The 22310-nt window shown below is 65.3% G+C and carries 23 protein-coding genes; 13 read left to right on the top strand and 10 right to left on the bottom strand.

Annotated elements, in window-relative coordinates; all coding sequences use genetic code 11:
- Position 1 precedes the first annotated feature (1 nt).
- From ACZ1JC_RS23975 to ACZ1JC_RS23965, 3 genes are read right to left on the bottom strand one after another with little or no spacing between them, the layout of a single operon-like run.
- Positions 2–232 carry a hypothetical protein gene (locus ACZ1JC_RS23975; protein ID WP_465137785.1) on the bottom strand — a complete coding sequence of 77 codons (231 nt, stop codon included), beginning with the start codon at positions 230–232 and terminating at the stop codon, positions 2–4.
- Positions 232–591 (bottom strand): hypothetical protein, encoded by a 360-nt coding sequence (locus ACZ1JC_RS23970; protein ID WP_465137786.1) that lies wholly within the window; start codon positions 589–591, stop codon positions 232–234. The genes ACZ1JC_RS23975 and ACZ1JC_RS23970 overlap by 1 nt, the downstream gene beginning before the upstream one ends.
- Before the next feature lie 57 nt (positions 592–648).
- The gene (locus ACZ1JC_RS23965) at positions 649–2430 is read right to left on the bottom strand and encodes a cation:proton antiporter domain-containing protein (protein ID WP_465137787.1); all 1782 of its coding nucleotides are present in this window, start codon (positions 2428–2430) and stop codon (positions 649–651) included.
- A gap of 285 nt (positions 2431–2715) precedes the next feature.
- Between ACZ1JC_RS23965 and ACZ1JC_RS23960 the strand changes: the two genes are divergently transcribed.
- The 3 genes from ACZ1JC_RS23960 to ACZ1JC_RS23950 all read left to right on the top strand — a co-directional run bounded on the left by ACZ1JC_RS23960 (position 2716) and on the right by ACZ1JC_RS23950 (position 6713).
- Positions 2716–3513 (top strand): outer membrane protein assembly factor BamD, encoded by a 798-nt coding sequence (locus ACZ1JC_RS23960; protein ID WP_465137788.1) that lies wholly within the window; start codon positions 2716–2718, stop codon positions 3511–3513.
- 123 nt (positions 3514–3636) lie between these two features.
- Positions 3637–5313 carry a DNA repair protein RecN gene (gene recN, locus ACZ1JC_RS23955; RefSeq protein WP_465137789.1) on the top strand — a complete coding sequence of 559 codons (1677 nt, stop codon included), beginning with the start codon at positions 3637–3639 and terminating at the stop codon, positions 5311–5313.
- Positions 5314–5639: 326 nt separating this feature from the next.
- Positions 5640–6713 carry an OmpA family protein gene (locus tag ACZ1JC_RS23950; protein WP_465137790.1) on the top strand — a complete coding sequence of 358 codons (1074 nt, stop codon included), beginning with the start codon at positions 5640–5642 and terminating at the stop codon, positions 6711–6713.
- A 142-nt stretch (positions 6714–6855) separates the two neighbouring features.
- Here the strand turns inward: ACZ1JC_RS23950 and ACZ1JC_RS23945 are convergent, their stop codons facing one another.
- Both ACZ1JC_RS23945 and ACZ1JC_RS23940 read right to left on the bottom strand, forming a co-directional pair.
- Positions 6856–7257, bottom strand: coding sequence for an ammonium transporter (locus tag ACZ1JC_RS23945; protein ID WP_465148437.1), 402 nt, complete (start codon positions 7255–7257; stop codon positions 6856–6858).
- Positions 7254–7550 (bottom strand): autorepressor SdpR family transcription factor, encoded by a 297-nt coding sequence (locus ACZ1JC_RS23940; protein WP_465137792.1) that lies wholly within the window; start codon positions 7548–7550, stop codon positions 7254–7256. The genes ACZ1JC_RS23945 and ACZ1JC_RS23940 overlap by 4 nt, the downstream gene beginning before the upstream one ends.
- A 134-nt stretch (positions 7551–7684) precedes the next feature.
- Here ACZ1JC_RS23940 and ligA point away from each other — a divergent pair, with 134 nt between their 5' ends.
- A complete protein-coding gene (gene ligA / locus ACZ1JC_RS23935) occupies positions 7685–9805 on the top strand; it encodes an NAD-dependent DNA ligase LigA (RefSeq protein ID WP_465137793.1) in 2121 nt (706 codons plus the stop codon).
- A 103-nt stretch (positions 9806–9908) separates the two neighbouring features.
- Here the strand turns inward: ligA and sciP are convergent, their stop codons facing one another.
- Positions 9909–10211 (bottom strand): CtrA inhibitor SciP, encoded by a 303-nt coding sequence (gene sciP, locus ACZ1JC_RS23930; RefSeq protein ID WP_395327256.1) that lies wholly within the window; start codon positions 10209–10211, stop codon positions 9909–9911.
- A 237-nt stretch (positions 10212–10448) separates the two neighbouring features.
- Between sciP and ACZ1JC_RS23925 the strand changes: the two genes are divergently transcribed.
- Entirely contained in the window at positions 10449–10715 is a 267-nt protein-coding gene (locus ACZ1JC_RS23925) for a PilZ domain-containing protein (RefSeq protein ID WP_465137794.1), read from the top strand.
- A gap of 46 nt (positions 10716–10761) precedes the next feature.
- Here the strand turns inward: ACZ1JC_RS23925 and ACZ1JC_RS23920 are convergent, their stop codons facing one another.
- Positions 10762–11664, bottom strand: a complete 903-nt coding sequence (locus ACZ1JC_RS23920; RefSeq protein ID WP_465137795.1) for a 50S ribosomal protein L11 methyltransferase — start codon at positions 11662–11664, stop codon at positions 10762–10764.
- Positions 11661–12614 (bottom strand): subclass B3 metallo-beta-lactamase, encoded by a 954-nt coding sequence (bla, locus tag ACZ1JC_RS23915; RefSeq protein WP_465137796.1) that lies wholly within the window; start codon positions 12612–12614, stop codon positions 11661–11663. Before bla ends, ACZ1JC_RS23920 begins: the two co-directional genes overlap by 4 nt.
- Positions 12615–12850: 236 nt before the next feature.
- On the opposite strand from bla, the gene sdhC reads away from it, so the two are divergent.
- The 7 genes from sdhC (at position 12851) to ACZ1JC_RS23880 (ending at position 18865) form a co-directional block, all read left to right on the top strand.
- The gene (gene sdhC, locus ACZ1JC_RS23910) at positions 12851–13246 is read left to right on the top strand and encodes a succinate dehydrogenase, cytochrome b556 subunit (RefSeq protein ID WP_465137797.1); all 396 of its coding nucleotides are present in this window, start codon (positions 12851–12853) and stop codon (positions 13244–13246) included.
- Positions 13247–13256: 10 nt separating this feature from the next.
- Positions 13257–13643, top strand: a complete 387-nt coding sequence (sdhD, locus tag ACZ1JC_RS23905) for a succinate dehydrogenase, hydrophobic membrane anchor protein (RefSeq protein ID WP_465137798.1) — start codon at positions 13257–13259, stop codon at positions 13641–13643.
- Positions 13643–15451 carry a succinate dehydrogenase flavoprotein subunit gene (sdhA, locus tag ACZ1JC_RS23900; protein ID WP_465137799.1) on the top strand — a complete coding sequence of 603 codons (1809 nt, stop codon included), beginning with the start codon at positions 13643–13645 and terminating at the stop codon, positions 15449–15451. Before sdhD ends, sdhA begins: the two co-directional genes overlap by 1 nt.
- A 179-nt stretch (positions 15452–15630) precedes the next feature.
- The gene (locus ACZ1JC_RS23895) at positions 15631–16221 is read left to right on the top strand and encodes an HdeD family acid-resistance protein (RefSeq protein ID WP_465137800.1); all 591 of its coding nucleotides are present in this window, start codon (positions 15631–15633) and stop codon (positions 16219–16221) included.
- Between the two features lie 24 nt (positions 16222–16245).
- Complete coding sequence (locus tag ACZ1JC_RS23890; protein ID WP_465137801.1) at positions 16246–16713, top strand: YidH family protein; 468 nt, start codon at positions 16246–16248, stop codon at positions 16711–16713.
- Positions 16714–16766: 53 nt separating this feature from the next.
- On the top strand, positions 16767–17165 hold the full coding sequence (locus ACZ1JC_RS23885; RefSeq protein ID WP_465137802.1) for a BlaI/MecI/CopY family transcriptional regulator: 399 nt from the start codon (positions 16767–16769) through the stop codon (positions 17163–17165).
- The gene (locus ACZ1JC_RS23880) at positions 17162–18865 is read left to right on the top strand and encodes a M56 family metallopeptidase (protein WP_465137803.1); all 1704 of its coding nucleotides are present in this window, start codon (positions 17162–17164) and stop codon (positions 18863–18865) included. Before ACZ1JC_RS23885 ends, ACZ1JC_RS23880 begins: the two co-directional genes overlap by 4 nt.
- 38 nt (positions 18866–18903) lie before the next feature.
- Here the strand turns inward: ACZ1JC_RS23880 and ACZ1JC_RS23875 are convergent, their stop codons facing one another.
- Positions 18904–19539, bottom strand: coding sequence for a hypothetical protein (locus ACZ1JC_RS23875; RefSeq protein ID WP_465137804.1), 636 nt, complete (start codon positions 19537–19539; stop codon positions 18904–18906).
- A gap of 119 nt (positions 19540–19658) precedes the next feature.
- On the bottom strand, positions 19659–20528 hold the full coding sequence (ypfJ, locus tag ACZ1JC_RS23870; RefSeq protein ID WP_465137805.1) for a KPN_02809 family neutral zinc metallopeptidase: 870 nt from the start codon (positions 20526–20528) through the stop codon (positions 19659–19661).
- 186 nt (positions 20529–20714) lie between these two features.
- On the opposite strand from ypfJ, the gene ACZ1JC_RS23865 reads away from it, so the two are divergent.
- On the top strand, positions 20715–22307 hold the full coding sequence (locus ACZ1JC_RS23865) for a M28 family peptidase (RefSeq protein ID WP_465137806.1): 1593 nt from the start codon (positions 20715–20717) through the stop codon (positions 22305–22307).
- Positions 22308–22310 lie beyond the last annotated feature (3 nt).

Below are 22310 nucleotides of genomic sequence, written 5' to 3'. Positions count from 1 at the left end.
CTCAATCCGCCTGACTTTCGCCCTTCCGATCGGCGAAAACCTTCATCGCATCATAAGCGGCATCGCGCTCTTCGACCGGCAGCGAAAGCAGATAGCGCGCGGCCTCCTTGTAGGTGAGGAATGGCTTTTCATTGACTACGATGGGCACCGTCCGCCCATTAAAGACGCGCCGCAGCAGGCGCCTTTGGGTTCTGCCCAGCGATTGCCCCAGTGATTGATCGTCGTTTTCCATTAAGTCTTTTTCCAATAGGCGAATTTCGCGGAGCCGTCGTTGAGGTCTATCTCAAATACGTCGCCATTGTATTTTTCGGCGAAATACAATCCATTTTCGTGTGAAATGTGCACGAAATCGAAAACTTCGGCGCTGGAATGGTCGAAAACTCTACTCTGTTCGACTGTGGATCCCGGTTCCAGATTGATTTTCCATAACGGGCAATCATGTTTGTCAAACAGGAAAATTTCTTTACCCAGAATGGAGTCGTGAACCTCCCCGATTTCAGGGAAAGATGTAAATAATATCAGTGTTTTGCCGTTATCGAGGCGATGTGCTTCGGCGATTTCGTAATCGCTGATTTTAACGGCGTCGCCCATGGATACCTCATCAAGTATTTGCATGCGCTGGCGCGATAGGCCGCGGCGCAAACGCTATCAGGTCTTCTCCGCCTGACGAAGCTGGCCGGATTTCAGCGCCGGCTTCTGCGAGAGGCCGCCCTGTTCCATGATCTGTTCGCGGAATTCGTCGCGCTTTTCGTGGATGGAGGCGATTACCGGGCCCATTGCCACGCCGATCTCGACCAGTGCCGCTTCGGACAGTTGAAGCGAGCTTTCCAGCGTCTCCGGCACCGCATGGGTAGCCCCGGCGCGGTAGAGCACGCCGGCGTGGACGGTGTCGCGCGCGCGGGCGATGATCGGCATGTCCGGGAAATCCGCGCGCAGCTTGCGCACGATGCGCTGGGCGGAGACGGGCTCGTCCATCGTCAGGATCACGGCCGCCGCGCTCGATACGCCAAGCCGCAGCAGGGCATCGCCGCGCGCGGCATCGGCGAAAGCCACGGTGTAGCCCAGTCGGCGGCCTTCGGTGACAAGGTCGGAGTTGCTGTCCACTGCCAGATAGGGCCGGCCGTGGCGCGTCAGCATGTCCGCCACCAGATGACCCACGCGGCCGAAGCCGACGATCAGCGTGGGCGGCTTGTCGCTCGCTTCGGCAGGCTGGTGGGGGTGCTCCACGCCTTCCACCCGGCGCGCCAGGATCTTGCCGATTCGGGCCAGCGCCGGGGTGATGGTCAGGCCCAGCGCGGTAACGATCTGCCAGAACATCGCGGTTCCGGGCTGGATCAGTTGCGCCGCGCCGGCCGCGCTCAGCACGATCAGCGTCGTTTCCGAAGGGCTGGCCATCAGGATCCCGGTTTCCGCCGCGGTGCCGCGCCGCGCGCCCATCAGGCGCAGCAGCAGGCTGGTGACGACCGCCTTCAGCACGATCACGCCCACCGTTGCGACCAGAATCGGGCCCAGATTCTCCCACACCACGCGCAAGTCGATCCGCATGCCGACGGTGATCAGGAACACGCCCAGTGCCAGTCCCTTGAACGGCTCGGTGATTTCTTCGACTTCGGTGTGGTATTCGGTCTCGGCGATCAGCAATCCGGCCACCAGCGCGCCGACGATGGGCGAAAGCCCGGTCGCCGCCGTTGCCAGGGAGGCGAGGATCACCACCAGCAGACTGGCGCTGAGGAACAGTTCGGGGCTCTTGGTCCGCGCCGCCTGCGCGAACAGCGGCGGCAGCAGGTAACGCCCCGCCAGCAGCAGCAGGATCACCACGCCGGTGCCCCAGACGAGCGTATGGATCAGCCCGTCCATCCCCGCACCCTTGGCATGGGGCGCCAGCGCGCCCAGCAGGAAGACGATGGGGACCAGCGCAATATCCTCGAACAGCAGCATGGAAAGCGCTGCCCGGCCCACCGGCCCGCCGGTATCGGTGATTTTCAGCACCAGCGCCGTGGAGGACAGCGCCAGCGCAAGGCCCAGCGCCATCGCGCCGGTCAGGCTTTGGCCCAGCGTGGCGAAGATGAAGGTCATCGATCCGCCGATCAGCAGCAGTTCCAGCGAACCCAGCCCGAACACGAAGCGGCGCATCGCCCAGAGGCGCGCGAAGGACAGTTCCAGCCCGATCGAAAACAGCAGCAGGATGATGCCGAATTCGGCGAATATCTCCAGCCCGTCCGGATCGGTGATGGTCACCCAGGAAAGCCATGGATGATCGAACACCAGCCGGCCAAGGCCGAACGGGCCGACCAGCAGGCCCACCAGAATGAAACCGATCACCGGGGTGATGCGGTATCGGTTGAACACGGGGATGACGATGCCCGCAGCGCCCAGGATCACGAGGGCATCGGACATGACGGGGGAGGAAAGTGCGTTGGTGCCGGCCATGTCAGGCCACTATGGCAGCGCGGGCGGGGCAGACAATGGCGAACTGGCCGCCGATCCGCCAAGTCTCTGTTTGAAAATGCATGATAGGTGTATTTTAGGACGGGATCGGCCCATTTCCGTGCCAAACCGCGCGATTGCGGCAAACTTCCGGCGGGGGCCGGTCGGGGCGGGGAGGCGCCGTGAAATCCGGCCCGGCGCTCGATTTACGCACCGAACGCAGATCACTGTGTAAGCGTGTGTAACTTCACTTGGCGTTCAGCAAAGCGCTGTCTATAGACCGGCCCCATGTTCGAACGCTCGCGCTTCAAGATCGCTCTCCTTGCCGCCGCTACCGGGGCCCTCGTTCTCACCGCCGGCTGTGCCGGGCGGGGCAACAAGAACAAGGATACCGCCTATGTCGCGCGTGACGTCGATACGCTGTACGCAGCGGCGCAGGATCGCCTGAACAAGGGCCAGACCAAGGCCGCCGCCGCGCTGTTCGATGAAGTGGAGCGCCAGCACCCCTATTCGCCCTGGGCCCGCCGCGCCCAGTTGATGAGCGCGTTCAGCTATTACGCCGCCCGCGATTACAACAAGGCGATCCAGTCGGCGCAGCGCTTCCTCTCGATCCACCCGGGCAACAAGGACGCGCCTTACGCGTACTACCTGATCGCGATCTCGTACTACGAGCAGATCAGCGACGTTACGCGCGACCAGAAGACCACCGAGCAGGCCAAGCAGGCGCTGACCGACGTGATGCGCCGCTACCCTAATTCGCCTTATGCGGCCGACGCCAAGCTGAAGATCGACCTGGTGAACGATCACCTGGCCGGCAAGGAAATGACCATCGGCCGTTCCTACGAACGCAGCGGCAAGTGGCTGGCCGCCACCCTGCGTTTCCGCAACGTGGTGGACAATTTCCAGACCACCAGCCACGCGCCTGAAGCGCTGTTCCGTCTGGTGGAAGGCTACCTCTCGCTCGGCATCCCGCTGGAAGCGCAGAAAGCCGCCGCCGTGCTGGAAACCAACTATCCCAATTCCAAGTGGTATCAGCGCGCCTACAAGCTGATGACGCGCTACGCCCCGAAGAACGTCGCGGCCTGATAGGCGCGCTTTCGGACGAAATTCAACGCCGGTCGGCCTCAAAGGTCGGCCGGCGTTTTCGTTGGATACGTGTGCGATAGGGCGTGACGGGCGAAAATCTTTTCGCTAGAACGCAACGCGAACATGCTGACACGGCTCGCCATCCGCAACATTGTCCTGATCGAGGCGCTGGATCTCGATTTCGCGCGTGGGCTCGGCGTCCTCACCGGTGAAACCGGCGCGGGCAAGTCGATCCTGCTGGACGCGCTGGGCCTCGTCATCGGCAACCGTGCCGACAGCGGCCTCGTCCGCGCGGGGGAAGACCGTGCCAGCGTTACCGCCAGTTTCGAGTTTTCCGCGCTGCCCGCGACGGTGCGCACGGTGCTGAACGAGGCGGATCTTGAGATCGAGCCCGGCGAACCGCTGATCCTGAAGCGACAGCTGCGTGCCGACGGCGGCAGCCGCGCGTTCCTGAACGATCAGCCGGTCAGCGTCTCGCTACTGCGCGAAATCGCGCCGGTTCTCGTCGAAATCCACGGCCAGCACGACGATCGCGGGCTGGTGAACCCCAAGGGCCACCGCGCGCTGCTGGACCGTTTCGCCGGTGGCGACGTGGCCGGTGTGGAGGCCGCATGGAAGACCTGGCGCACGGCGCAGAGCGCGCTGGACGCCGCCCGCGCGCAAGTCGCCAAGGCGGCCGAGGATCAGGACCTGCTGCTGGCGCATCTGGCCGAACTCAGCGCCTTGTCGCCGGAAGAGGGGGAGGAGGAGCAACTCGCCCACGCCCGTGCGGACATGCAAAAGGGCGAGAAGCTGGCCGACGATCTTTCGGCCCTGCAACACCTCTGGACCGGATCCGATTCGGCGCTGGCGAACCTGCGCGGCGCGGCGCGGCGGCTGGACCGCATCGCCGGCGAGCATCCCCTGCTGACCGACGCCCTGGGCGCGCTCGACCGCGCGCTGATCGAGGCGGGAGAGGCCGAGGAAAAGCTGGAACGCGCGGCCGAGGCGCTGGCTTTCGATCCCAACGAACTGGACCGCATCGAAACCCGCCTGTTCGATTTGCGCGCCGCCGCCCGCAAGCACATGTGCGCGGTCGACGATCTGCCCGAAAAGACGCGCGAAATGCGCGAGGCGCTGGACGCGATCGAGGGCGGCGAAGGGCATGTCGCCGCGCTGGAGGCCACCGCGCAGAAGGCGGCGCTGGTCTATCGCCAGCAGGCAGAGGCGCTGCACGATCTGCGCCGCTCCGCCGCCAAGCGGCTGGACAAGGCCGTTGCCGCCGAACTCGCGCCATTAAAGCTCGACGCCGCGCGGTTCCAGACTTCGGTGGTGAAGCTGCCGGAGGAACGCTGGAGCGCGCACGGCATGGATGCGGTGGAGTTCCTGATCAGCACCAACCCCGGCGCAGACTTCGCGCCGCTCGCCAAGATCGCCTCGGGCGGCGAACTTTCGCGCTTCATCCTCGCGCTCAAGGTTGCCTTGGCCGAAGAGGGCGGCGCGGCGACGGTGATCTTCGACGAAATCGATCGCGGCGTTGGCGGCGCGGTGGCGGATGCCATCGGCGAACGCCTTGCAAGGCTGGCGAATGGCAGCGGGCAGGGCGGTCAATTGCTTGCCGTGACCCATAGCCCGCAAGTCGCCGCGCGCGGGGATCGGCACTTCATGATTGCCAAATCCTCGCAAGGCACGGTGACGCGCACCTCGGTGACCCCGCTCAGCAATGCGGAACGGCAGGAAGAGATCGCCCGCATGCTCTCCGGCGCGGAAGTGACCGAAGAGGCAAGGGCGCAGGCGAACCGGCTGCTGGAACGCGCGTAACCACCACCGCTGCGGGTAATTCGACATCCGACTCAAGTATTTCGGATGTATAGATAAATTTCAGATAATTTGACCGCTTACAATAATGCGGACGCGTGCATTTTGTGCAGAGCGATCGTCTTTGATCGGTATAAGTACCGATTGCCCAATTGTCGTCGATAGATAATTCCACTTAGAGCCCGTTTGGAAAATGCTAGGAAGGCATTTTTTGAGGCCGCAATTCGCATTTCGCGAATTTTCAGACGGACTACTCGCGCCATTGGCCGTTTGGATGCCGAAGGCGCGTGTCGATATTGAAATGGGGGGTGCCGAAAGAGGAGAAGGAAATGTCTCTACTCGACACCATTCGCGGGGCCATTGCGCCCGGCACTGTCGATAATCTGGCGGCGAAACTGGGCGAAAGCCCGCAGGCCACCAGCAGCGCTCTGGGCGGGATCGTTCCCGTGATCCTCGCGGCAATGTCAGGCCGCATCGCCGCCGGGAGTGGCGGCGGCGTGCTCAGCATGATCAAGACCGCGCTTGTCGGCGGCAACCCGCTGGACAATCAGGCCTCGGTTACCGATCGATTGAGTGCGGATACGTCGCTGGCCCAGCACGCCGGTGGCTTTGTGGATCTGTTCGGTTCCAACTTCGGCGGCGTGGTGAACACGCTGGCGGATCGTTTCGCGATCGCTCCGCAGAGCGTGCGCTCGCTGTTGGGCGTCGGCGGGCTGTTCGCGGCGGGCGGGATCGGCAAGATGCTGGGTTCCACGCCCTCGCTGCCGGAAGTGACCACGCTGCTGAATGGAGAGAGGGCGTCGATCGCCGCTGCCTTGCCGCCGGGTGTATCGGGCCTGCTGGGTCCGCAAACGGCGACGCCGCATTACGAGGAGCCGGTGCGTGCCGCATCCGGCGGGATGGGCAAGTGGTGGCCGCTCCTGCTGATCTTGCTGGCCATTCTGGCGCTGATCTGGGCCTTGCGCTCCTGCGGCCATAAGGAAGCGACGACCGTCGTTACCGAACCGACGACGGCGATGGTCGAACCCACGCCGGCAGTGGAAATCCCCACGGGTTCCGGCATGGTCAGCGAAGTGGCGAACGGCCGTCCGGTGCTGCGAGTGTTCTTCGCCGTGGGCAAGTCCGACGTGACCAAGGATCTTTCCACCGCGGCCGGCAGCGTGAAGGATTATATCGATACGCACCCCGGTTCCTACGTGGCCGTATCGGGATATAACGATCCTACGGGCGATCCCGCTGCCAATGCCGCGCTATCGAAGCGGCGCGCCGAGGAAGTCAGCAAGGCGCTGGTGGATACCGGAATCCCGGCTGCGTCGATCAAGATGATCAAGCCGGCCGATACCACCGGCAACGGTGACACCAATGCGCAAGCGCGCCGCGTGGATGTGACTGTGAGCGAATGACGGTTATGGGCGCGCGCCGCCCAACGGTGCGCGCCCCGATCGCTAGAGCAGCTGATCCGATTGCATCGGATCAGCTGCTCTAAGTTTTTGGTTTTCCGCGTTTTCCGAGTCATCAGGTGATTCCACCTGATTAGAAAACGCTCTAGCCGCTCGTGCGGTTTTTCGTCTGGCCCTTGCCGCGCAGCGAAAGGCAATAGCCCAGCGTTACGATGATCCCGGTCACGACGGCAGCGGCACCGCCCCATGCCGCCACCCGGATCGGCGCGAAAATGAACAGGCCGGAGTAGATCAGCCCGCTCAGCGCCAGCGACCAGCCGGCCACCCGCCGGGCTTGCCGTGCCTGCGCGTGGAGGACGAATGTCTTGGGCATCCGGTTGCCGTTCCAGGCGATCATCAGCCCATTGGCGCCGATCACGAGCCGGGTGACGGTGTCCGCATCCAAATAGCCCAGCTTGCGGGCAAGACTGGCGCCGAGGGCCAGCGCAAGGATCAGGCCGCCCCAGGCGAGGTTGCCGTAGAGATCCACTTTCCCATCGCGTGTCATCGTGCGGCTTCCTTTCGGATTTCCGGCGCTTCGGCACTACCGCCGAAGGAATGGACGAAGCCCAGCAGCGCTTCTTCCAGCACCGATAGCTTGAGGTGATAGATCACCGATTTGCCGGACTTTTCGGCATGGACCAGATCGGCTTCCTTCAGCACCGTGAAGTGGGCGGACATGGTGGGCTTGGAAACGTCGAACTGATCGCTGATCTCGCCCGCGCTCATCGGCCCCTGGCGCAGCAATTGCAGCACGCGGCGGCGGGTGGGATCGGAGAGGGCTTTGAACACCTGACTCATGATGCGATGATTAGCTAAATGTCGAAATGAGTCAAGCGAAGGCTTCTTGTGGCGGCTTTTCCGGTGGACCGTGTAAGCTGTCCCGATCGCCCCGCCTTGCCGTCCGGCGGGGGCTTGCGGCATAGGCTGAACCCATGACCGAGACTCCCGATCTGTTTCCGAATGAAGCCGAAGCCGCCAACGAACTCATGCGTCTGGCGCGCCAGATCAACCGCGCGAACCGGCTCTACCATGCCGAGGACGCGCCGGAGATCGCGGATGCCGAGTACGACGCGCTGGTGCGCCGCAATGCCGAACTGGAAGCGGCGTTCCCGCATCTGATCCGCCCCGATTCGCCCACGAACAAGGTCGGCCACGATGTCGCCGCCTCGCCGCTGGGCAAAGTGCGGCACGAGGTTCGGATGATGAGCCTCGACAACGCGTTCAGCGACGAGGAAGTGGCAGACTTCGTCGGCCGCGTGCGCCGTTTCCTGTCGCTATCCGCTGAGGAACCCGTGCTGGTGACGGCGGAGGACAAGATCGACGGTCTCTCCTGCTCGCTGCGCTACGAGAACGGCAAGCTGGTGCGCGCCGCCACGCGCGGCGACGGGCAGGTGGGTGAAGACGTGACGCCCAACGTCGCCCACATCGCCGATATCGTGCAGGAACTGAAGGGCGGGAATATCCCCGAGGTCTTCGAAGTGCGCGGCGAAGTCTACATGGAGAAGGCCGCCTTCCACGCCCTCAACGAGACGCTGATGGCCGAGGCGCGCGCTCTGGCAGAAGAGAAGGGCGAGGCGTTCGACGAGAGCAAGGTCCGCCAGTTCGCCAACCCGCGCAATGCCGCCGCCGGCTCGCTGCGCCAGAAGGACGCTGCGGTCACGGCCAAGCGTCCGCTGCGCTTCTGGGCGCATGGCTGGGGCGCGGCCAGTCACGTTCCGGGGGTGAGCCAGCATGAGGTGATCCGCCGCATCGAAAGCTGGGGCCTGCCGGTCTCGCCGCAGTTCCGGCTCTGCCACTCGGTCGAGGAAATGCTCACCGCCTACCGGGCGATCCGCGATGGGCGGCCCGATCTACCGTTCGAGATCGACGGCGTAGTCTACAAGATCGACCGGCTCGACTGGCAGCAGCGCCTTGGCTTCGTCGCCAAGGCGCCGCGCTGGGGTCTGGCGCACAAGTTCCCGGCGGAGCGGGCGGAAACGACGCTGGAATCGATCGACATTCAGGTTGGCCGCACCGGCAAGCTGACGCCGGTGGGGCGTTTGAAGCCGGTTCTGGTGGGCGGCGTCACCGTCACCAACGTCACGCTGCACAACCGCGACGAGATCGGCCGCTTGGGCGTGCGTCCGGGCGATACCGTGGTGCTCCAGCGCGCGGGTGACGTGATCCCGCAGATCGTCGACAACCTGAGCCGCGAAGTGGAGCGCGATGCCTTCGCGTTCCCCGATCACTGCCCGGAGTGTGGTTCGGAAGCCGTGGCCGAGGAGGGCGAGGTGGATGTGCGCTGCACCGGCGGGCTGATCTGCCCGGCGCAGCGGACCGAGCGCCTGAAGCACTTCGTCAGCCGCGCCGCGCTCGATATCGAGGGGCTGGGCGAGAAGACCATCGACGAGTTCTTCGCGCACGGCTGGCTGGAAAGCCCGGCCGATATCTTCCGCCTGCGCAAGCGCCGGGAGGAGATTCTCGCGCTTGATGGGTGGAAGGACAAGTCTGTGGATAATCTGTTGGCAGCGGTGGAAAACAAGCGCCAGCCCGATGCCGCGCGCCTGCTGTTCGGGCTTGGCATCCGTCATGTCGGCGCGGTGACCGCGCGCGATCTGCTGAAGCGGTTCGAGGATATGGGCGCGCTGCGAAAGTGTGCTCAGGAGGCGCGTGGAGGCGACGAGTTATCTCTTCAGGAATTGCTGTCGATCGACGGCATCGGCCCGGCCGTGGTGGAGGCGCTGGGCGACTTTTTCCATGAAGACCACAACCGCGCCGTGTGGGACGACATCCTCTCGGAAGTCGCGCCGCCGCCTTACGTGGTGGAAACGGTGGAGAGCGAGGTCGCGGGCAAGACCGTGGTCTTCACCGGCAAGCTGGAAACGATGAGCCGCGACGAGGCCAAGGCGCAGGCCGAGCGGTTGGGCGCCAAGGCTGCGGGCTCGATCTCGGCCAAGACCGACATTCTGGTTGCCGGGCCGGGTGCCGGTTCGAAGCTGAAGAAGGCGGCGGACCTTGGCATCAGGGTCATCGATGAAGCTGAATGGGCCCGGATCGTCGAAGCCGCCGGCTGACGGGTCGCAGTATCGGCCGCCGGTTCTCGGACCGGGCCCATTGGTCAACGCCGGGAGGGGACACACCTGTCCTTCCGGCGAGGGTGCCGCAGCACCAGCCCGCTCAGGAGAAACGGGACTGGCGTTCGTGCACCTGTCGGTAGTGCTGCACGCGGGTGGCGCGCAGCCCTGCCATTCCTTCGCGCTCAATCGCGCGTTGCCACGAGGCAAGTTCCTCGAGCGTGAGATCGTAGCGTTCGCAGGCCTCGGCGATCGTCAACAGGCCCCCATTGACGGCAGCGACCACCTCAGCCTTTCGGCGCGCAACCCAGCGTAGGGTATCGCGCGGCGGCAGGCTCTTGCGGTCGAGAGCTTCACCCAGGGGTCCCACGACAACCGCAGGGCGGTCGAGTTCGGTACGAAGCATGTTTGGCCTCATGAGCTGTTGTTACCAGCCCCCCTTGAGGTCTAATTCTTGTTTGTAATCCCTAATTCCAACTTACCGAACATGGTTAATTTTCAATTCGACGATTATAGGTAAGTTACTGTAAGAATTGAGTATTTTTACGTCAGAAAAGTTGCGCAGATATTAACGGGGCGTTTACCTCTCTTAATTACACTTCCCTATCAAGCGGTTCGAGCCGTTCGGCATGGAGAAGTTAACGTGGCCCTCGGGCTTTCCCCCTACGCGATTGCACTTGCGAAGCACGTCTCGCCAGAGGGGTGCCAGCTCGTCGTCGAGCGCAATCTGCTGGAAAAGGGCGTGCGGCTGGTGCTGTCGCTGGCCGGCAGCCCGCGCGTGACCGGAACGGTGCGCTGGGTGGTGGAGGATCGCGCCGGCTTCGCATTCGATGCGCCGATCGCGGCGGACCTGATGGGGATCATGCGGCTTGGCCCGCAAGGCCCGGGGCTGGAACTGCGCCGCGCCTGAGAGGCTTGCCGGGCGGCCTTAGCAGCCCGGCAAGAGGGTATAGACTTCAGAACCGGCGCGCGCGCATCCAGAGGATAGACCAGTCGCCCTTGACCAGCCGCGCGACCAGCCGCAGCCCTGCGCGGCGGCAGGCGCGGCGCACCGATGCTTCCTGCGTTTCCAGCAGGCCCGCCAGCAACAGATGGCCGCCCGGCGTCAATGACTTGGCGAAGTCCGGCGCCAGACTGACGAGCGGCCCGGCCAGGATGTTCGCCATGATCAGGTCGTAAGGCCCCCGCACGTCGAGCAAGGGCGCGTCCATGCCATCGGCGATGGTCATCACCAGTTCGCCGGGGCGGCCGCCCAGCGGCACGCCGTTGGCATCCGCATTGTCGGCCACCACCGTGGCGCAGACCGCGTCGATATCGCTCGCCGTGGCGCGGGCGCGCGGCCAGAGCGTCATCGCCGCGAAGGCAAGCAGGCCGGTGCCGGTGCCGATATCGGCATGGTTGCGGATGATGATCCCGCGCGACTTCATATAGGTCAGCATTTCCAGGCAGCCCGCCGTGGTGGCGTGCTGGCCGGTGCCGAAGGCCTGGCTGGCGGGGATCACGAAGTCGGTCACGCCCGGTTCGTTCAGCGGCGGATATTCGGGCGTGTGGACGTAGAAACGCCCGGCACGGATCGGTTCAAGACCTTCCTGGCTGGTGACGAGCCAGTCGGTCTCGGGCAGTTCCTCGATGACGAATTCCGGCACGTCGCCGATGAACAGCGCGGTGAGGGCGTCCGTCTCCGCCTTGCCCGGCTTTTGCTCCATCCACGCTTCCAGTTGCCAGTCGTCCGGCTTGTCCTCGGCGATTTCGCTGCCGGAAATGACGATCTCCGGATCCCAGTCGAAAGCGTCCTCATGGGCGACGAGCGCGCCCTCGATCACGGCGCGCGGGGCGAAGGCGGTAATTTTCCAGCTCACGAATGGGTCTCCTTCGCTTCGGGCGCGGCCTCTTCGGCAAGGCGCTGGTCGAAGCGGGTGTTGGCTGCGGCCGCATATGTGCGGCACGCGGTGGGATCGACCAGCGGGGCCGAGCCCGCAAGGCGCGCGAAAAGATCGCTCGCGCCGGGATGCGGGGAGACCAGCAGGTCGCAGGGAAGATCGGCGATTCGCGCATAGCCCTGGCGGACGGCGGCGATGCGCTCGGGATGGTCGGTGAAGCGGTAGCCTTTGACCGAGATCGCGCTGACGCTGTCGGCATAGGCGACGGTCAGGCACTTGCCCGCATCGTCGCACGACTGCCAGGTCCAGCTCGTCGATCCGGCGGCATGGGCCGGGGTGGAATGGGCGGTGAGGGTGATCGCGCCCAGCGTCAGCTTCTCGCCATCGGTCAGCCGCTTGTCGATATGGACGGGCGGGAAGGCATCGAGCTGGCCGAACTGCGGATCGGCGGCATCGGCCTTGCCGCTTTCCAGCACTTGCGCAGCGGCGGGCATGGCGGCGACGCGCGCACCGGTTTCGCGCTGGATCGCGGCGAGGGCGCCGGCATGGTCGAAATGCTCATGCGTGGAAAGGATCCAGCGCACGTCCTTGGGGTTGAAGCCGGCCGCCTTGATATTGGCCAGAACCAGCGGCGCGGCTGCCGGCACGCCGCCGTCTATCAGCACATGGCCCTGTTTGCCGGTGATCAGGATCGCGGTGATGCCGCAAGTGCCGACATACCAGGTATTGCCGAAAAGCCGCGCGGGCGGTGCGGCGTCCGCCCAGCCGTCGCGCCCCTTGCAGGCAGTGACGAGTCGCGCCGCATCGGGGCCGGGCGCAGGCTGGCCCGCCTCGCTGGCGCTTTCTGGCGACGGGGCCGCAGCACCGGGCGCGGCGGAGCAGGCGGCCAGCAGCAGGGCCGGGGCGAGGATGTTCGGCAGGCGATTCATAAGGCTGCGCTTTAGGCCGGGCGCGCCGCCAAGGCCAGTAGCACGGGGCCCTGACCCGGGCACGCGCAGGACGGTCCGGGCGACCCGACCGATGTATCGACCGAAAAGACGCTTGTGTGCGATGCATTCGCGATGTGCTTCGCGGAACTTGCGCCAAGCCGCGATTTGTCTAAGGGGACTTCTCGACAGGGGCAGCCTCAGGGGCTGCTAAAAGGCAAAAGGGATTCGAAAGAGCCATGGCCAAAGACGGCACCAGGAACCGTCCGCTTTCGCCCCATCTCCAGATCTGGCGTTGGGGCCCACACATGTTCGTCTCGATTCTGCACCGCGTGACGGGCGATGGCATGGCATTCGCCGGCCTGGGCCTGCTGCTGTGGTGGCTCGGGGCGCTGGCCAGCGGACCCGCAGCTTACGCGCAGCTCACCAAGTGCATGACCTCGATTCCGGGTTATGTCGTGCTGGTCGGCATTTCCTGGGCGTTCTTTACGCACATGATGAGCGGCCTGCGCCACTTCGTGCTCGATATCGGTGCCGGTTTCGAACTGAAGGCCAACAAGACCTTCTCGATCCTCGCCCCGGTCATGGGTGTGCTCGTCACTGTCGCCTTCTGGGCGATCCTGCTGCTTCGCTGAGGGACGGAACATGGGTAACGGAACTTCCATCGGCCGCGTGCGCGGCCTCGGCTCTGCCAAGACCGGCGTTCATCACTGGCTGCTGCAGCGCTTCACCGCGATCGGCAACCTGCTGACCGGCATCTTCCTCGCCGTCTCGCTCCTTTTCCTGCCTGACCTGAGCTATGCCTCGGTCGTCGAATGGCTGGTCCGCCCGGTTCCGGCCGTGGCGATGATCCTGCTGGTCGTCACCACGTTCTGGCACGCCCGCATCGGCCTGCAGGTGCTGGTCGAGGACTATGTGCACGAACATGCCAACAAGTTCGCCTGCATCGCGGCGCTGAACCTTGCCGCCTGCGGTGGCATCGCCTTCGGCGTCTTCTGCATCGTTCGCCTCGCGCTGGGAGCACACGCATAATGTCCGCCCCTGCCTACAAGATTATCGATCATACCTATGACACCGTCGTCGTCGGCGCCGGTGGCTCGGGTCTGCGCGCCACCATGGGCTCGGCCGAAGCCGGCCTGAAGACCGCGTGCATCACCAAGGTTTTCCCCACCCGCTCGCACACCGTGGCGGCGCAGGGCGGCATCGCCGCCTCGCTGTGCAACAACACGCCGGACCACTGGACCTGGCACATGTACGACACCGTCAAGGGGTCGGACTGGCTGGGCGACCAGGACGCCATCGAATACATGGTGCGCGAAGCCCCGGCGGCGGTTTACGAGCTGGAGCACGCCGGCGTGCCCTTCAGCCGCAATGCCGACGGCACGATCTATCAGCGCCCGTTCGGCGGCCACATGCAGAACATGGGCGAAGGCCCGCCGGTGCAGCGCACTTGCGCCGCCGCGGACCGTACCGGCCACGCCATGCTGCACGCGCTCTACCAGCAGTCGCTGAAGTACGACGCGGACTTCTTCATCGAATACTTCGCCATCGACCTGATCATGGACGGCGGCAAGTGCGTCGGCGTGATCGCGCTCTGCATGGACGACGGTTCGATCCACCGCTTCCGCTCGCAGGCCGTGGTGCTGGCGACCGGCGGCTATGGTCGCAGCTACTTCACCGCCACTTCGGCCCATACCTGCACCGGCGACGGCGGCGGCATGGTGCTGCGCGCCGGCCTGCCCCTGCAGGACATGGAATTCGTGCAGTTCCACCCCACCGGCATCTACGGCGCGGGCGTGCTGATCACCGAAGGCGCGCGCGGCGAGGGCGGCTACCTCACCAACTCCGAGGGTGAGCGCTTCATGGAGCGTTACGCGCCTTCCGCGAAGGACCTTGCCAGCCGCGACGTCGTCTCGCGCTCGATGGCGCTGGAAATCCGCGAAGGCCGCGGCGTCGGCCCGCACAAGGACCACATCTACCTGCACCTCGATCACATCGATCCCAAGGTGCTGGGCGAGCGTCTGCCGGGCATCACCGAAAGCGGCAAGATCTTCGCAGGCGTGGACCTTACCCGCCAGCCGCTGCCGGTCGTCCCGACCGTGCACTACAACATGGGCGGCATTCCCTGTAACTATCACGGCGAAGTCGTCACCATCGGTCCGGATGGCAATCCGGACACCGTGGTGCCGGGCCTGTTCGCGGTGGGTGAGGCGGCCTGCGTCTCGGTCCATGGCGCCAACCGCCTGGGTTCGAACTCGCTGATCGACCTCGTGGTGTTCGGCCGCGCCACCGGCCACCGCCTCAAGGAAATCGTCAAGCCGGGCGCGGCGCAGCAGGAACTGCCGAAGGATTCGGCCGACCTCGCGCTGACCCGCCTCGACCACTTCCGTAACGCCAACGGCAGCACGCCGACGGCCGAAGTCCGCACCGAGATGCAGCGCACCATGTCGGCCCACGCCGCCGTGTTCCGCACCGATGAACTCATGGTCGAAGGCAAGGAAAAGCTTGCCAAGACCTACGAGCGCTTCCAGGACGTCAAGGTTACCGATCGCGGCCTGATCTGGAACTCGGACCTGGTCGAGACCATGGAACTCGACAACCTGATCTCGCAGGCCTCGGTCACGCTGCACGGCGCCCAGGCGCGCAAGGAAAGCCGCGGCGCCCACGCGCACGAGGATTTCCCGAACCGCGACGATGCGAACTGGATGAAGCACACCGTGGGCTGGTTCAACGGCTGGGGCGGCAAGGGCGGCGAAATCCGTCTCGATTACCGCCCGGTTCACGAATACACGCTCACCGACGACGCGCAGTACATCAAGCCCAAGGCGCGCGTGTACTGATACGGCTTCGGCATAAATAACGGGAAGGGCGGTGCATCAATGCGATGCGCCGCCCTTCTTCGTTTCAGGGGGATGTCACCGGGAAAATCCCTAGTCGGCCTTCCAACCAATTGCATTGCAACCGAAACCGCTCCGTCGCATTACTTGGGCAACATTGCACGGGAACAGGAGTCGATTGCATGACGACCTCACACACCGACCCAAGTGCTTTTGCCGATCCTCTGGCCCCTCCTTATCTCGGCACGCCGCCGCTCGCCTGGGGCTGGGTGCTGGCCTATGGGCTGCTACTCATCGCGGTTGCGGTCATCGTCATCGCCAACCCGCTGGTCGCCACTTTCGCCACCGGATTCATGATCGGTTTCATGCTGTGCGTCTATGGCGTGGCCGGGATCGCCGCCGGTTTCCACTCGATGTCGAAGCGCGCGCGCTGGACGGAAATCCTGCTGGGCGCGATCGGGCTGATCGCCGGGCTCTACGTGCTGTTCAACCCGCTGGCCGGGGCGGTCACGCTGGTCTGGGCGATCGGCGCATGGCTGCTGATCTCCGGCGGGTTCGAGATCGCCTTTGCGCTGAAGGCGCGGAACGACAAGGCCTGGCGCCTGTTCATGGGTGTGTTGGATGTTGTGCTGGGCGTGCTGTTGCTGACCTCCAGCGTGCCGACCGCCATCGGCTTTCTGGCGATCATCGTGGCGATCAGCTTCTTCATGCGCGGCGTGTTCATGATCGCCGTCGCGCTGGGCCTGCGCAAGCTGGGCAAGGCGGGCGGCTGATCCGCACGGAGCGGGAGATCGACGATGAGCGAGGATCCCGAACCTAAGGACGGCGGGCAGGACGAGGGCAAGCACGCGCTTGCCGGCGAAATCGCCAAGGACGCCCGCCGCGTTGCCGAGAATGTCGAGAAGCAGGCGGACACGGCTGACCGGCGCACGGTACTGGCGGCCGATCGCACGATCCTTGCCGCAGAACGCACTTACGCGGCCTGGGTGCGCACCGGGTTGGGTGCGCTGGCTTCCGGCATCGGCGCGCGGGCCTTGTTGCAGGGACTGGTCAGCGAGTGGCTGGTGATGGTGACCACGATGATGCTGCTGTTGTTTGCAGAGTTCAGCTTCATCGCCGGCATCTGGCGCCAGTTGCGGCCGGTCGCACCGCCGCCGGAGACGGATACGCCGCGTCTGCCCGCAGCGCTTCTGGTCACGTTCAATGCCTTTCTGGTGCTGCTAGGCGCCGCTGTGATGATCGGCATCCTGACCGAGAGTGGCTGACATGTTCATCTGGCGTTCATGTTTACAAACGTAGTCGATTACGTGTGTAAACGATGGAGGAAGCCGTGGCCGAAGAGCCCGACACGCCGGAGCGTATCTCGGAAGCCGAACACGCCGTGATGGAGGCTCTGTGGGAGCGTAGCCCGCTCACCGCCGCCGAAGTCTGCGAAAAGGTTTGCGAACCGCGCGGTTGGAGCCTCGCCACGGTAAAGACGCTGCTCTCGCGTCTGGTCGCCAAGCAGGCGGTCGCCACCGAGCCCGACGGCAAGCGCTTCCTCTATACCCCGCGCATCGCCCGCGAATCCTATGTCGGCACCGAAAGCCGCCGTCTGGTCGACCGCCTGTTCGGTGGCCGCGCCGCGCCGCTTTTCGCGCATCTTGCCGAGTCCGATGCGCTGACTGAAGATGACATTGCCGAAATCGAGGCCCTCCTGAAGGAGTTGAGGTCATGATCGAGTGGCTTGCCGATACGCTTGTGATGACGGGCGTGCTGATGACGCTGATCCTCTTCGTTCGCCGCCCGGTGGCCCGTATGTTCGGCCCGGCGGCGGCCTATGCGCTTTGGGCGCTGCCGATGATCCGGCTGATCCTTCCCCCGCTGGCCCTGCCGCGCGGGGTGGTTCCCGAGTTTTCCTTCGATGTGGAGCCGATCACGGCCGCCGCGGTGCCGCTGACGATGCCGGTGCAGACGGTTGGCGAAGTTCCACTCGCCGCACATGACGCCGCCATGCCGGTGGCGGCCGATAGCGTGCCCGCGCTCGCCGATCCCGGCCTCTTCGCGCACGTTCCGTGGATGGCGCTGCTGCTGGCGGTCTGGCTGGGCGGTGCGGTGGTTTTCCTGGCGTGGCGCACCTGGAACTATCAGCTAATGCGGCGCGAGATCCTGAGCGATGCGCGGCTTGTCGCCCGCTCGGGAGAGGTGCGCATCTATGAAAGCCCGGCGGCCGCTGCGCCGCTGGCCTTCGGCGTGTTCGAGAAGTGCGTGGCGCTGCCCGAAGGCTTCCTGGCCACCGTGGACTCCGAATCGTCCGATTTCGCCATCGCGCACGAGCTGGAGCACCATGCCGGCAACGATCTGCTGGCGATCATGGCGCTGCAGCCGCTGTTCGCGCTGCACTGGTTCAACCCGCTGGGCTGGGCTGCCTGGCGCGCGCTGCGTGCCGATCAGGAAGCGGCCTGTGACGCACGCGTCATGGCGGGCTGCGGGCGGCAGATGCGGGCCCGTTACGGCCGGCTGATCGCCAGCTTCGCGGCCAGCACGCGGCTGACGCTGGCCGCGCCGATGGCCGGCACACTGGCGGGGGACAAGCCGATCATCCAGCGGTTGAAGGCGCTGGGCCGGGCCGAAGTCTCGCCTGCCCGCCGGGTTGCCGCGCGCAGCCTGTTCGCGCTGGCCGTCGTCTCGGTGCCGTTTACCGCCACCGTTACCTACGCCGCCATGGAGGAGGCACCCGAAGCGCCGAACGTGCCGGCGGCTCCTTCCGGTCCCGCCGTGCCCGCCGCGCCTGCGGTTCCAGCGATCCGTGCGGTGGATCCCGACGCGACCGATCCTGATGCAGCCTGGCCCGCAGCAGCCGAGGCCGCACCGATGGCGCCCCCGGCTCCGGCCGCGCCGGAGGCTCCGGCCGCTCCGCAGGTCGCCGCAGCGCCGGTGCCGCCGGCGCCGCCGCAGCCGCCTGAGCCGCCTGCATCGGTCTCGCTCAATCGCGCGATTGCCCGCAGCGTCCAGGCCAGCGTCGCGCAGGCGATGCGCGGCGTGCCTGAAGTGAAGCAGAGCACCTCAGCCGACGGCAAGGTTCAGACGATCCGCATCGTTACCCGTGACGCGGATGGATCGCGCAGCTACCGCGAAATGCGGATAGACAGCCGTTGTCCGGCGGACCGCGCTCGCAGCGAGGAGCGTTCTGGCAGGAGCGGCACATCCACGGTGATCTGCACCGGGGTGCCGAAGGAGGCGATCGAAGCATCCGTGCGGGCCGTGGCTGACGCCCGCACCGCGGTTGCGGCGAATCGTCACCTCTCGGCCGAACTGCGCAATGAGATCATGGCGGACCTCGATGCGGAGATGGTGAAGGCCCGTGCCGAGGCCGACCGTGCGCGCGCCGAGGCCGATCGGGCCCGCGCCGAAGTGGACAATTCCTGGAACGACTGATTTCGGGCGGGGCTGAGAGGCCCCGCCGGTCAGTGCGGTCAGGGCACTTTCTGGACCACGGGGGTAGACGTGGTGGGGACGGAGGCGGTGCTTCCGTCCTTTTCCTGCGGCTTGTCGTCCCGCTTGCCATCCTTTTCCTGTAAGCTCTGCAGGTGCGCCTTGATGATCGCAGGCGTTGCGGGCGATGCGGGATACTTGCAGCCCTTGGCATGGCCCACGCCCTTGAGGAACGATCGCCGCGCTATGCCCGCGCGCACCGCGGCGAGCACGGCACGGTCTTGCGCGTTGGCGCCCGATATCTCGCGGATCAGGCCGCGGAACGGGACCAGCGAGCCGACGGCCCATTTTGCCACGCGTCCGGCGCTGATCGAACCACCGGGATCCGATGGCAGATCGGCGTCCGGCCCCAGCACATCGTCCAGCGCCAGCACGGCAGAGGATATCTGGGCGCAGGTCTTGATGCCGACCAGCGTATAGGGTTCCTGCGTCGCCGCCTGCAGCAGTGGCGGGATCTTGGTCTTGTCGAGGTTCAGGTCGGTCGCCGGGGTCTTGGCGATGTCCACGGCATTGGGCTCCGAATCGGTGATCGGGCGCTGCTTTGCCGAGACGGGCGCAGTGGCCAGCGGGGCGGCCAGCAGGCCGGTCAAGATAGCGGCAGTCCAAAGTCGGCGCATGATGATCTCCTGACTGCGGGAGAGGTGCGCGAGAGCGTGAAGGCGTGCCTCACCCCGTCATGCGAAGTGCACCGCATGACTGGCGCCCGAACGGTCGCACCCGCCCGAATATCTGATGCTTACAGGTCGGAGAACGTATCGCATGCGTCCTCGTTCCCTGAGTCCAGACCGCGCTTCAGCCATTTCATGCGCTGGGCGCTGGAACCGTGGGTGAAGCTTTCGGGGCTGACGCGCTGACCGGCATTCTTCATCAGCGTATCGTCGCCGATGGCGCTGGCGGCGGTCATGCCTTCTTCCATGTCGCCCGGCTCGATCCTTGCCTTGTTCTTGCCTGCCCAGACGCCGGCATAGCAGTCTGCCTGAAGCTCCATCCGCACTTGCAGGGCATTGGCCTGAGACGGGTTCTGCTGCTGCGCCTGCCGAACCTTGGAATCGAGGCCCAGCAGGTGCTGCACATGGTGCCCGTACTCGTGCGCGACCACGTAATAGCGGGCGAAATCACCCTTGGCGCCCAGCTTGCGCTCCAGTTCGTCATAGAAGCTGGTGTCGATGTAAATGCCCTGATCGGCCGGGCAGTAGAACGGCCCCATTGCGGCCTGGGCAGCGCCGCAACCGGAACGGTCGGTGCCGTTGTAGAAGTGGAGTTCGGGCTGATCGAAGGTGATGTTGGCCTGCTTGAACAGCGGTTCCCACGTCTGGTTCAGCGAACTGAGCGCGTTGCAGGCTTCCAGGGCATACTCGTTCTGGCCGCAGATCTTGACCGGGTCTTGCTGTTCGCCCTGCTGGACAGGCGTGCCCTGTTGAGGGCTCTGCTGCTGCACGTTTTCGATCGTGCCCAGCATCTGCTGGGGGTCTACGCCGAAGACGAACATGCCGATCAGCACGATCACCAGCGTGCCGCATCCCAGCTTGCCGCCACCACCGCCGGGGAAGCGGCTGCCGCCTTGGGTTACGCGGATGTTGTCGGGGTTGAACCTGTCGAGCCGCATCCGTCCGGTGTCCCTTCGTGTCTGATCCCTCAAGGCGGGAGCGTAATCGCCCGCCCCGGTCCTGTTCAATGGAAAAGGCACCGTGTTGTTCCTGTGGCACGCTGGCCGGAAAAATCGCGTGGCTTCCGATGGCTGGGCGAGATTCGCTAACCGCCCGGGCAATTCCCGCGTATAGGGTGCGGAACGATGAACAGGGGTTTCAAGGCGAGCATGGCCCGTACGGCCGGAGCGGTGGCTTTGGGTGGGGCTTTGGCTGCCGCCCTGCTTGGCGCCGGAATCGCCCATTCGGCATCGGCGTCCCGCGCGGATCAGGAAATCGCCGCCCGTCTGCGCGCCCAGATCGCGGTGCTAGCCAGCGACGATTTCGACGGCCGCGAACCCGGCACCGATGGCGAGGCGAAGACCTTGCGCTATCTGGGCAAGCAGTGGTTCGACATCGGGCTGACGTCCGGCACCAACGATCCCGGCCATGAATGGTTTGCGCCCGTAACCCTGGTCGCGCGCGAACCGGCAACATCTTCCGCGCAGTTCCAGCGCAAGGGAAGAGTGGTGACGCCCAAGGACGTGCTGGTGCTCACGTCCGGCAAGCGCAGTCTGGTGCGCAGCGTGCCGCTGTTGTTCGTGGGCAAGGGCAGGGGGCGCGACTATTCGCGCACCGAACTCGCAGGCCGCATCGCCGTGGTGCTGGACGGGAACACGCCGGATAGCGAACGCCAGAACCAGCTTCTGGAAATGGGCGCCTCTGCCGTGCTGACGGTGCTGGACGGTGATCGTAGCCTTGATCAGGTAGCGGCGCGGCGGAAGCGTTCGGGCTATGCGCTGTCCAACGATTCGCTGGGCGGCGATCTGGAAGCCTTCATCACCCGCGATGCGATGACCGTGTTGCTGAAGGGCACCGGGCAGACGCTGGTCGGTTTGGAGAAGCTGGCCGAGAAGCCCGATTTCGCGCCGGTCCCGCTGGACCTGACCGCCTCGATGGAGGCGACCACCCGCGAAACCACGATCCGCACCCACAACCTGATCGGCAAGCTGCCCGGCCGCCGCCCGGAAACCGGCGCGGTGCTGTTCCTGGCGCACTGGGACCATTTCGGAGAGTGCGGCGCGCCGCCGGCTGAGGACGTGATCTGCAACGGCGCGATAGACAATGCCAGCGGCGTCGCCTCGCTCACCGAAGTCGCCCGCCGCCTCTCGCGCGGGCCGCAGTTGGACCGCGACGTCTATTTCCTTGCCACCACCGGGGAGGAACTGGGCCTGCTGGGCGCCCATGCCTTTGCGGAGAACCCGCCGCTGCCGTTGCGGCAGATCGTGGCGGCCTTCAACATCGATTCGAATGCCATTGCCCCGCACGGCACGCCGTTCGCCATCGTCGGGCGTGGGATGACGGGGCTGGACGCCACGATCGTCAAAGTCGCCAAGGCCGAGAAGTTCAAGGTGGTCAACAGTGACGAGGCGAACGATTACGTGCGCCGGCAGGACGGTTGGGCACTGGCGCAGCACGATATTCCGGCGGTGCTCGTGTCCACCGCGTACGGCGACATGACGCGGATGCGCGCCTTTTTCGATAGCGACTACCACCGGCCCAGCGACGATCTGGTGCACATGGCGCATCCGCTGGAACTGGGCGGCGCGGTGGACGATGTTAAGCTTCTTTCGGCACTTGGCCGCTGGTTCGCCGATCTGCGCAAGGTTCCGGCCAGCGCCGTCAGCAGCCTGCCGAAGGGCACTGCGCCACCCGCGCCGACGCCGGCGTCCAGCCCTGTTCCACCGACCGGAAAATGAGGC

The sequence above is a fragment of the Sphingomonas sp. BL-S-28 genome (genome assembly GCF_055521515.1).
The sequence above is the reverse complement of the archived record's forward strand: the minus strand, read 5'-3'. Positions and strand labels throughout refer to the sequence as shown.

Coding starts and splice junctions, on each gene's coding strand:
- sdhC (WP_465137797.1), top strand. CDS start 12,851: ATGGCCAAAGACGGCACCAGGAACCGTCCGCTTTCGCCCCATCTCCAG.
- ACZ1JC_RS23865 (WP_465137806.1), top strand. CDS start 20,715: ATGAACAGGGGTTTCAAGGCGAGCATGGCCCGTACGGCCGGAGCGGTG.
- recN (WP_465137789.1), top strand. CDS start 3,637: ATGCTGACACGGCTCGCCATCCGCAACATTGTCCTGATCGAGGCGCTG.
- ACZ1JC_RS23885 (WP_465137802.1), top strand. CDS start 16,767: ATGGAGGAAGCCGTGGCCGAAGAGCCCGACACGCCGGAGCGTATCTCG.
- ypfJ (WP_465137805.1), bottom strand. CDS start 20,528: ATGCGGCTCGACAGGTTCAACCCCGACAACATCCGCGTAACCCAAGGC.
- ACZ1JC_RS23875 (WP_465137804.1), bottom strand. CDS start 19,539: ATGCGCCGACTTTGGACTGCCGCTATCTTGACCGGCCTGCTGGCCGCC.
- sdhA (WP_465137799.1), top strand. CDS start 13,643: ATGTCCGCCCCTGCCTACAAGATTATCGATCATACCTATGACACCGTC.
- ACZ1JC_RS23940 (WP_465137792.1), bottom strand. CDS start 7,550: ATGAGTCAGGTGTTCAAAGCCCTCTCCGATCCCACCCGCCGCCGCGTG.
- ACZ1JC_RS23945 (WP_465148437.1), bottom strand. CDS start 7,257: ATGACACGCGATGGGAAAGTGGATCTCTACGGCAACCTCGCCTGGGGC.
- ACZ1JC_RS23960 (WP_465137788.1), top strand. CDS start 2,716: ATGTTCGAACGCTCGCGCTTCAAGATCGCTCTCCTTGCCGCCGCTACC.
- sdhD (WP_465137798.1), top strand. CDS start 13,257: ATGGGTAACGGAACTTCCATCGGCCGCGTGCGCGGCCTCGGCTCTGCC.
- ACZ1JC_RS23890 (WP_465137801.1), top strand. CDS start 16,246: ATGAGCGAGGATCCCGAACCTAAGGACGGCGGGCAGGACGAGGGCAAG.
- ACZ1JC_RS23950 (WP_465137790.1), top strand. CDS start 5,640: ATGTCTCTACTCGACACCATTCGCGGGGCCATTGCGCCCGGCACTGTC.
- bla (WP_465137796.1), bottom strand. CDS start 12,614: ATGAATCGCCTGCCGAACATCCTCGCCCCGGCCCTGCTGCTGGCCGCC.
- ACZ1JC_RS23895 (WP_465137800.1), top strand. CDS start 15,631: ATGACGACCTCACACACCGACCCAAGTGCTTTTGCCGATCCTCTGGCC.
- ligA (WP_465137793.1), top strand. CDS start 7,685: ATGACCGAGACTCCCGATCTGTTTCCGAATGAAGCCGAAGCCGCCAAC.
- sciP (WP_395327256.1), bottom strand. CDS start 10,211: ATGCTTCGTACCGAACTCGACCGCCCTGCGGTTGTCGTGGGACCCCTG.
- ACZ1JC_RS23965 (WP_465137787.1), bottom strand. CDS start 2,430: ATGGCCGGCACCAACGCACTTTCCTCCCCCGTCATGTCCGATGCCCTC.
- ACZ1JC_RS23880 (WP_465137803.1), top strand. CDS start 17,162: ATGATCGAGTGGCTTGCCGATACGCTTGTGATGACGGGCGTGCTGATG.
- ACZ1JC_RS23970 (WP_465137786.1), bottom strand. CDS start 591: ATGGGCGACGCCGTTAAAATCAGCGATTACGAAATCGCCGAAGCACAT.
- ACZ1JC_RS23975 (WP_465137785.1), bottom strand. CDS start 232: ATGGAAAACGACGATCAATCACTGGGGCAATCGCTGGGCAGAACCCAA.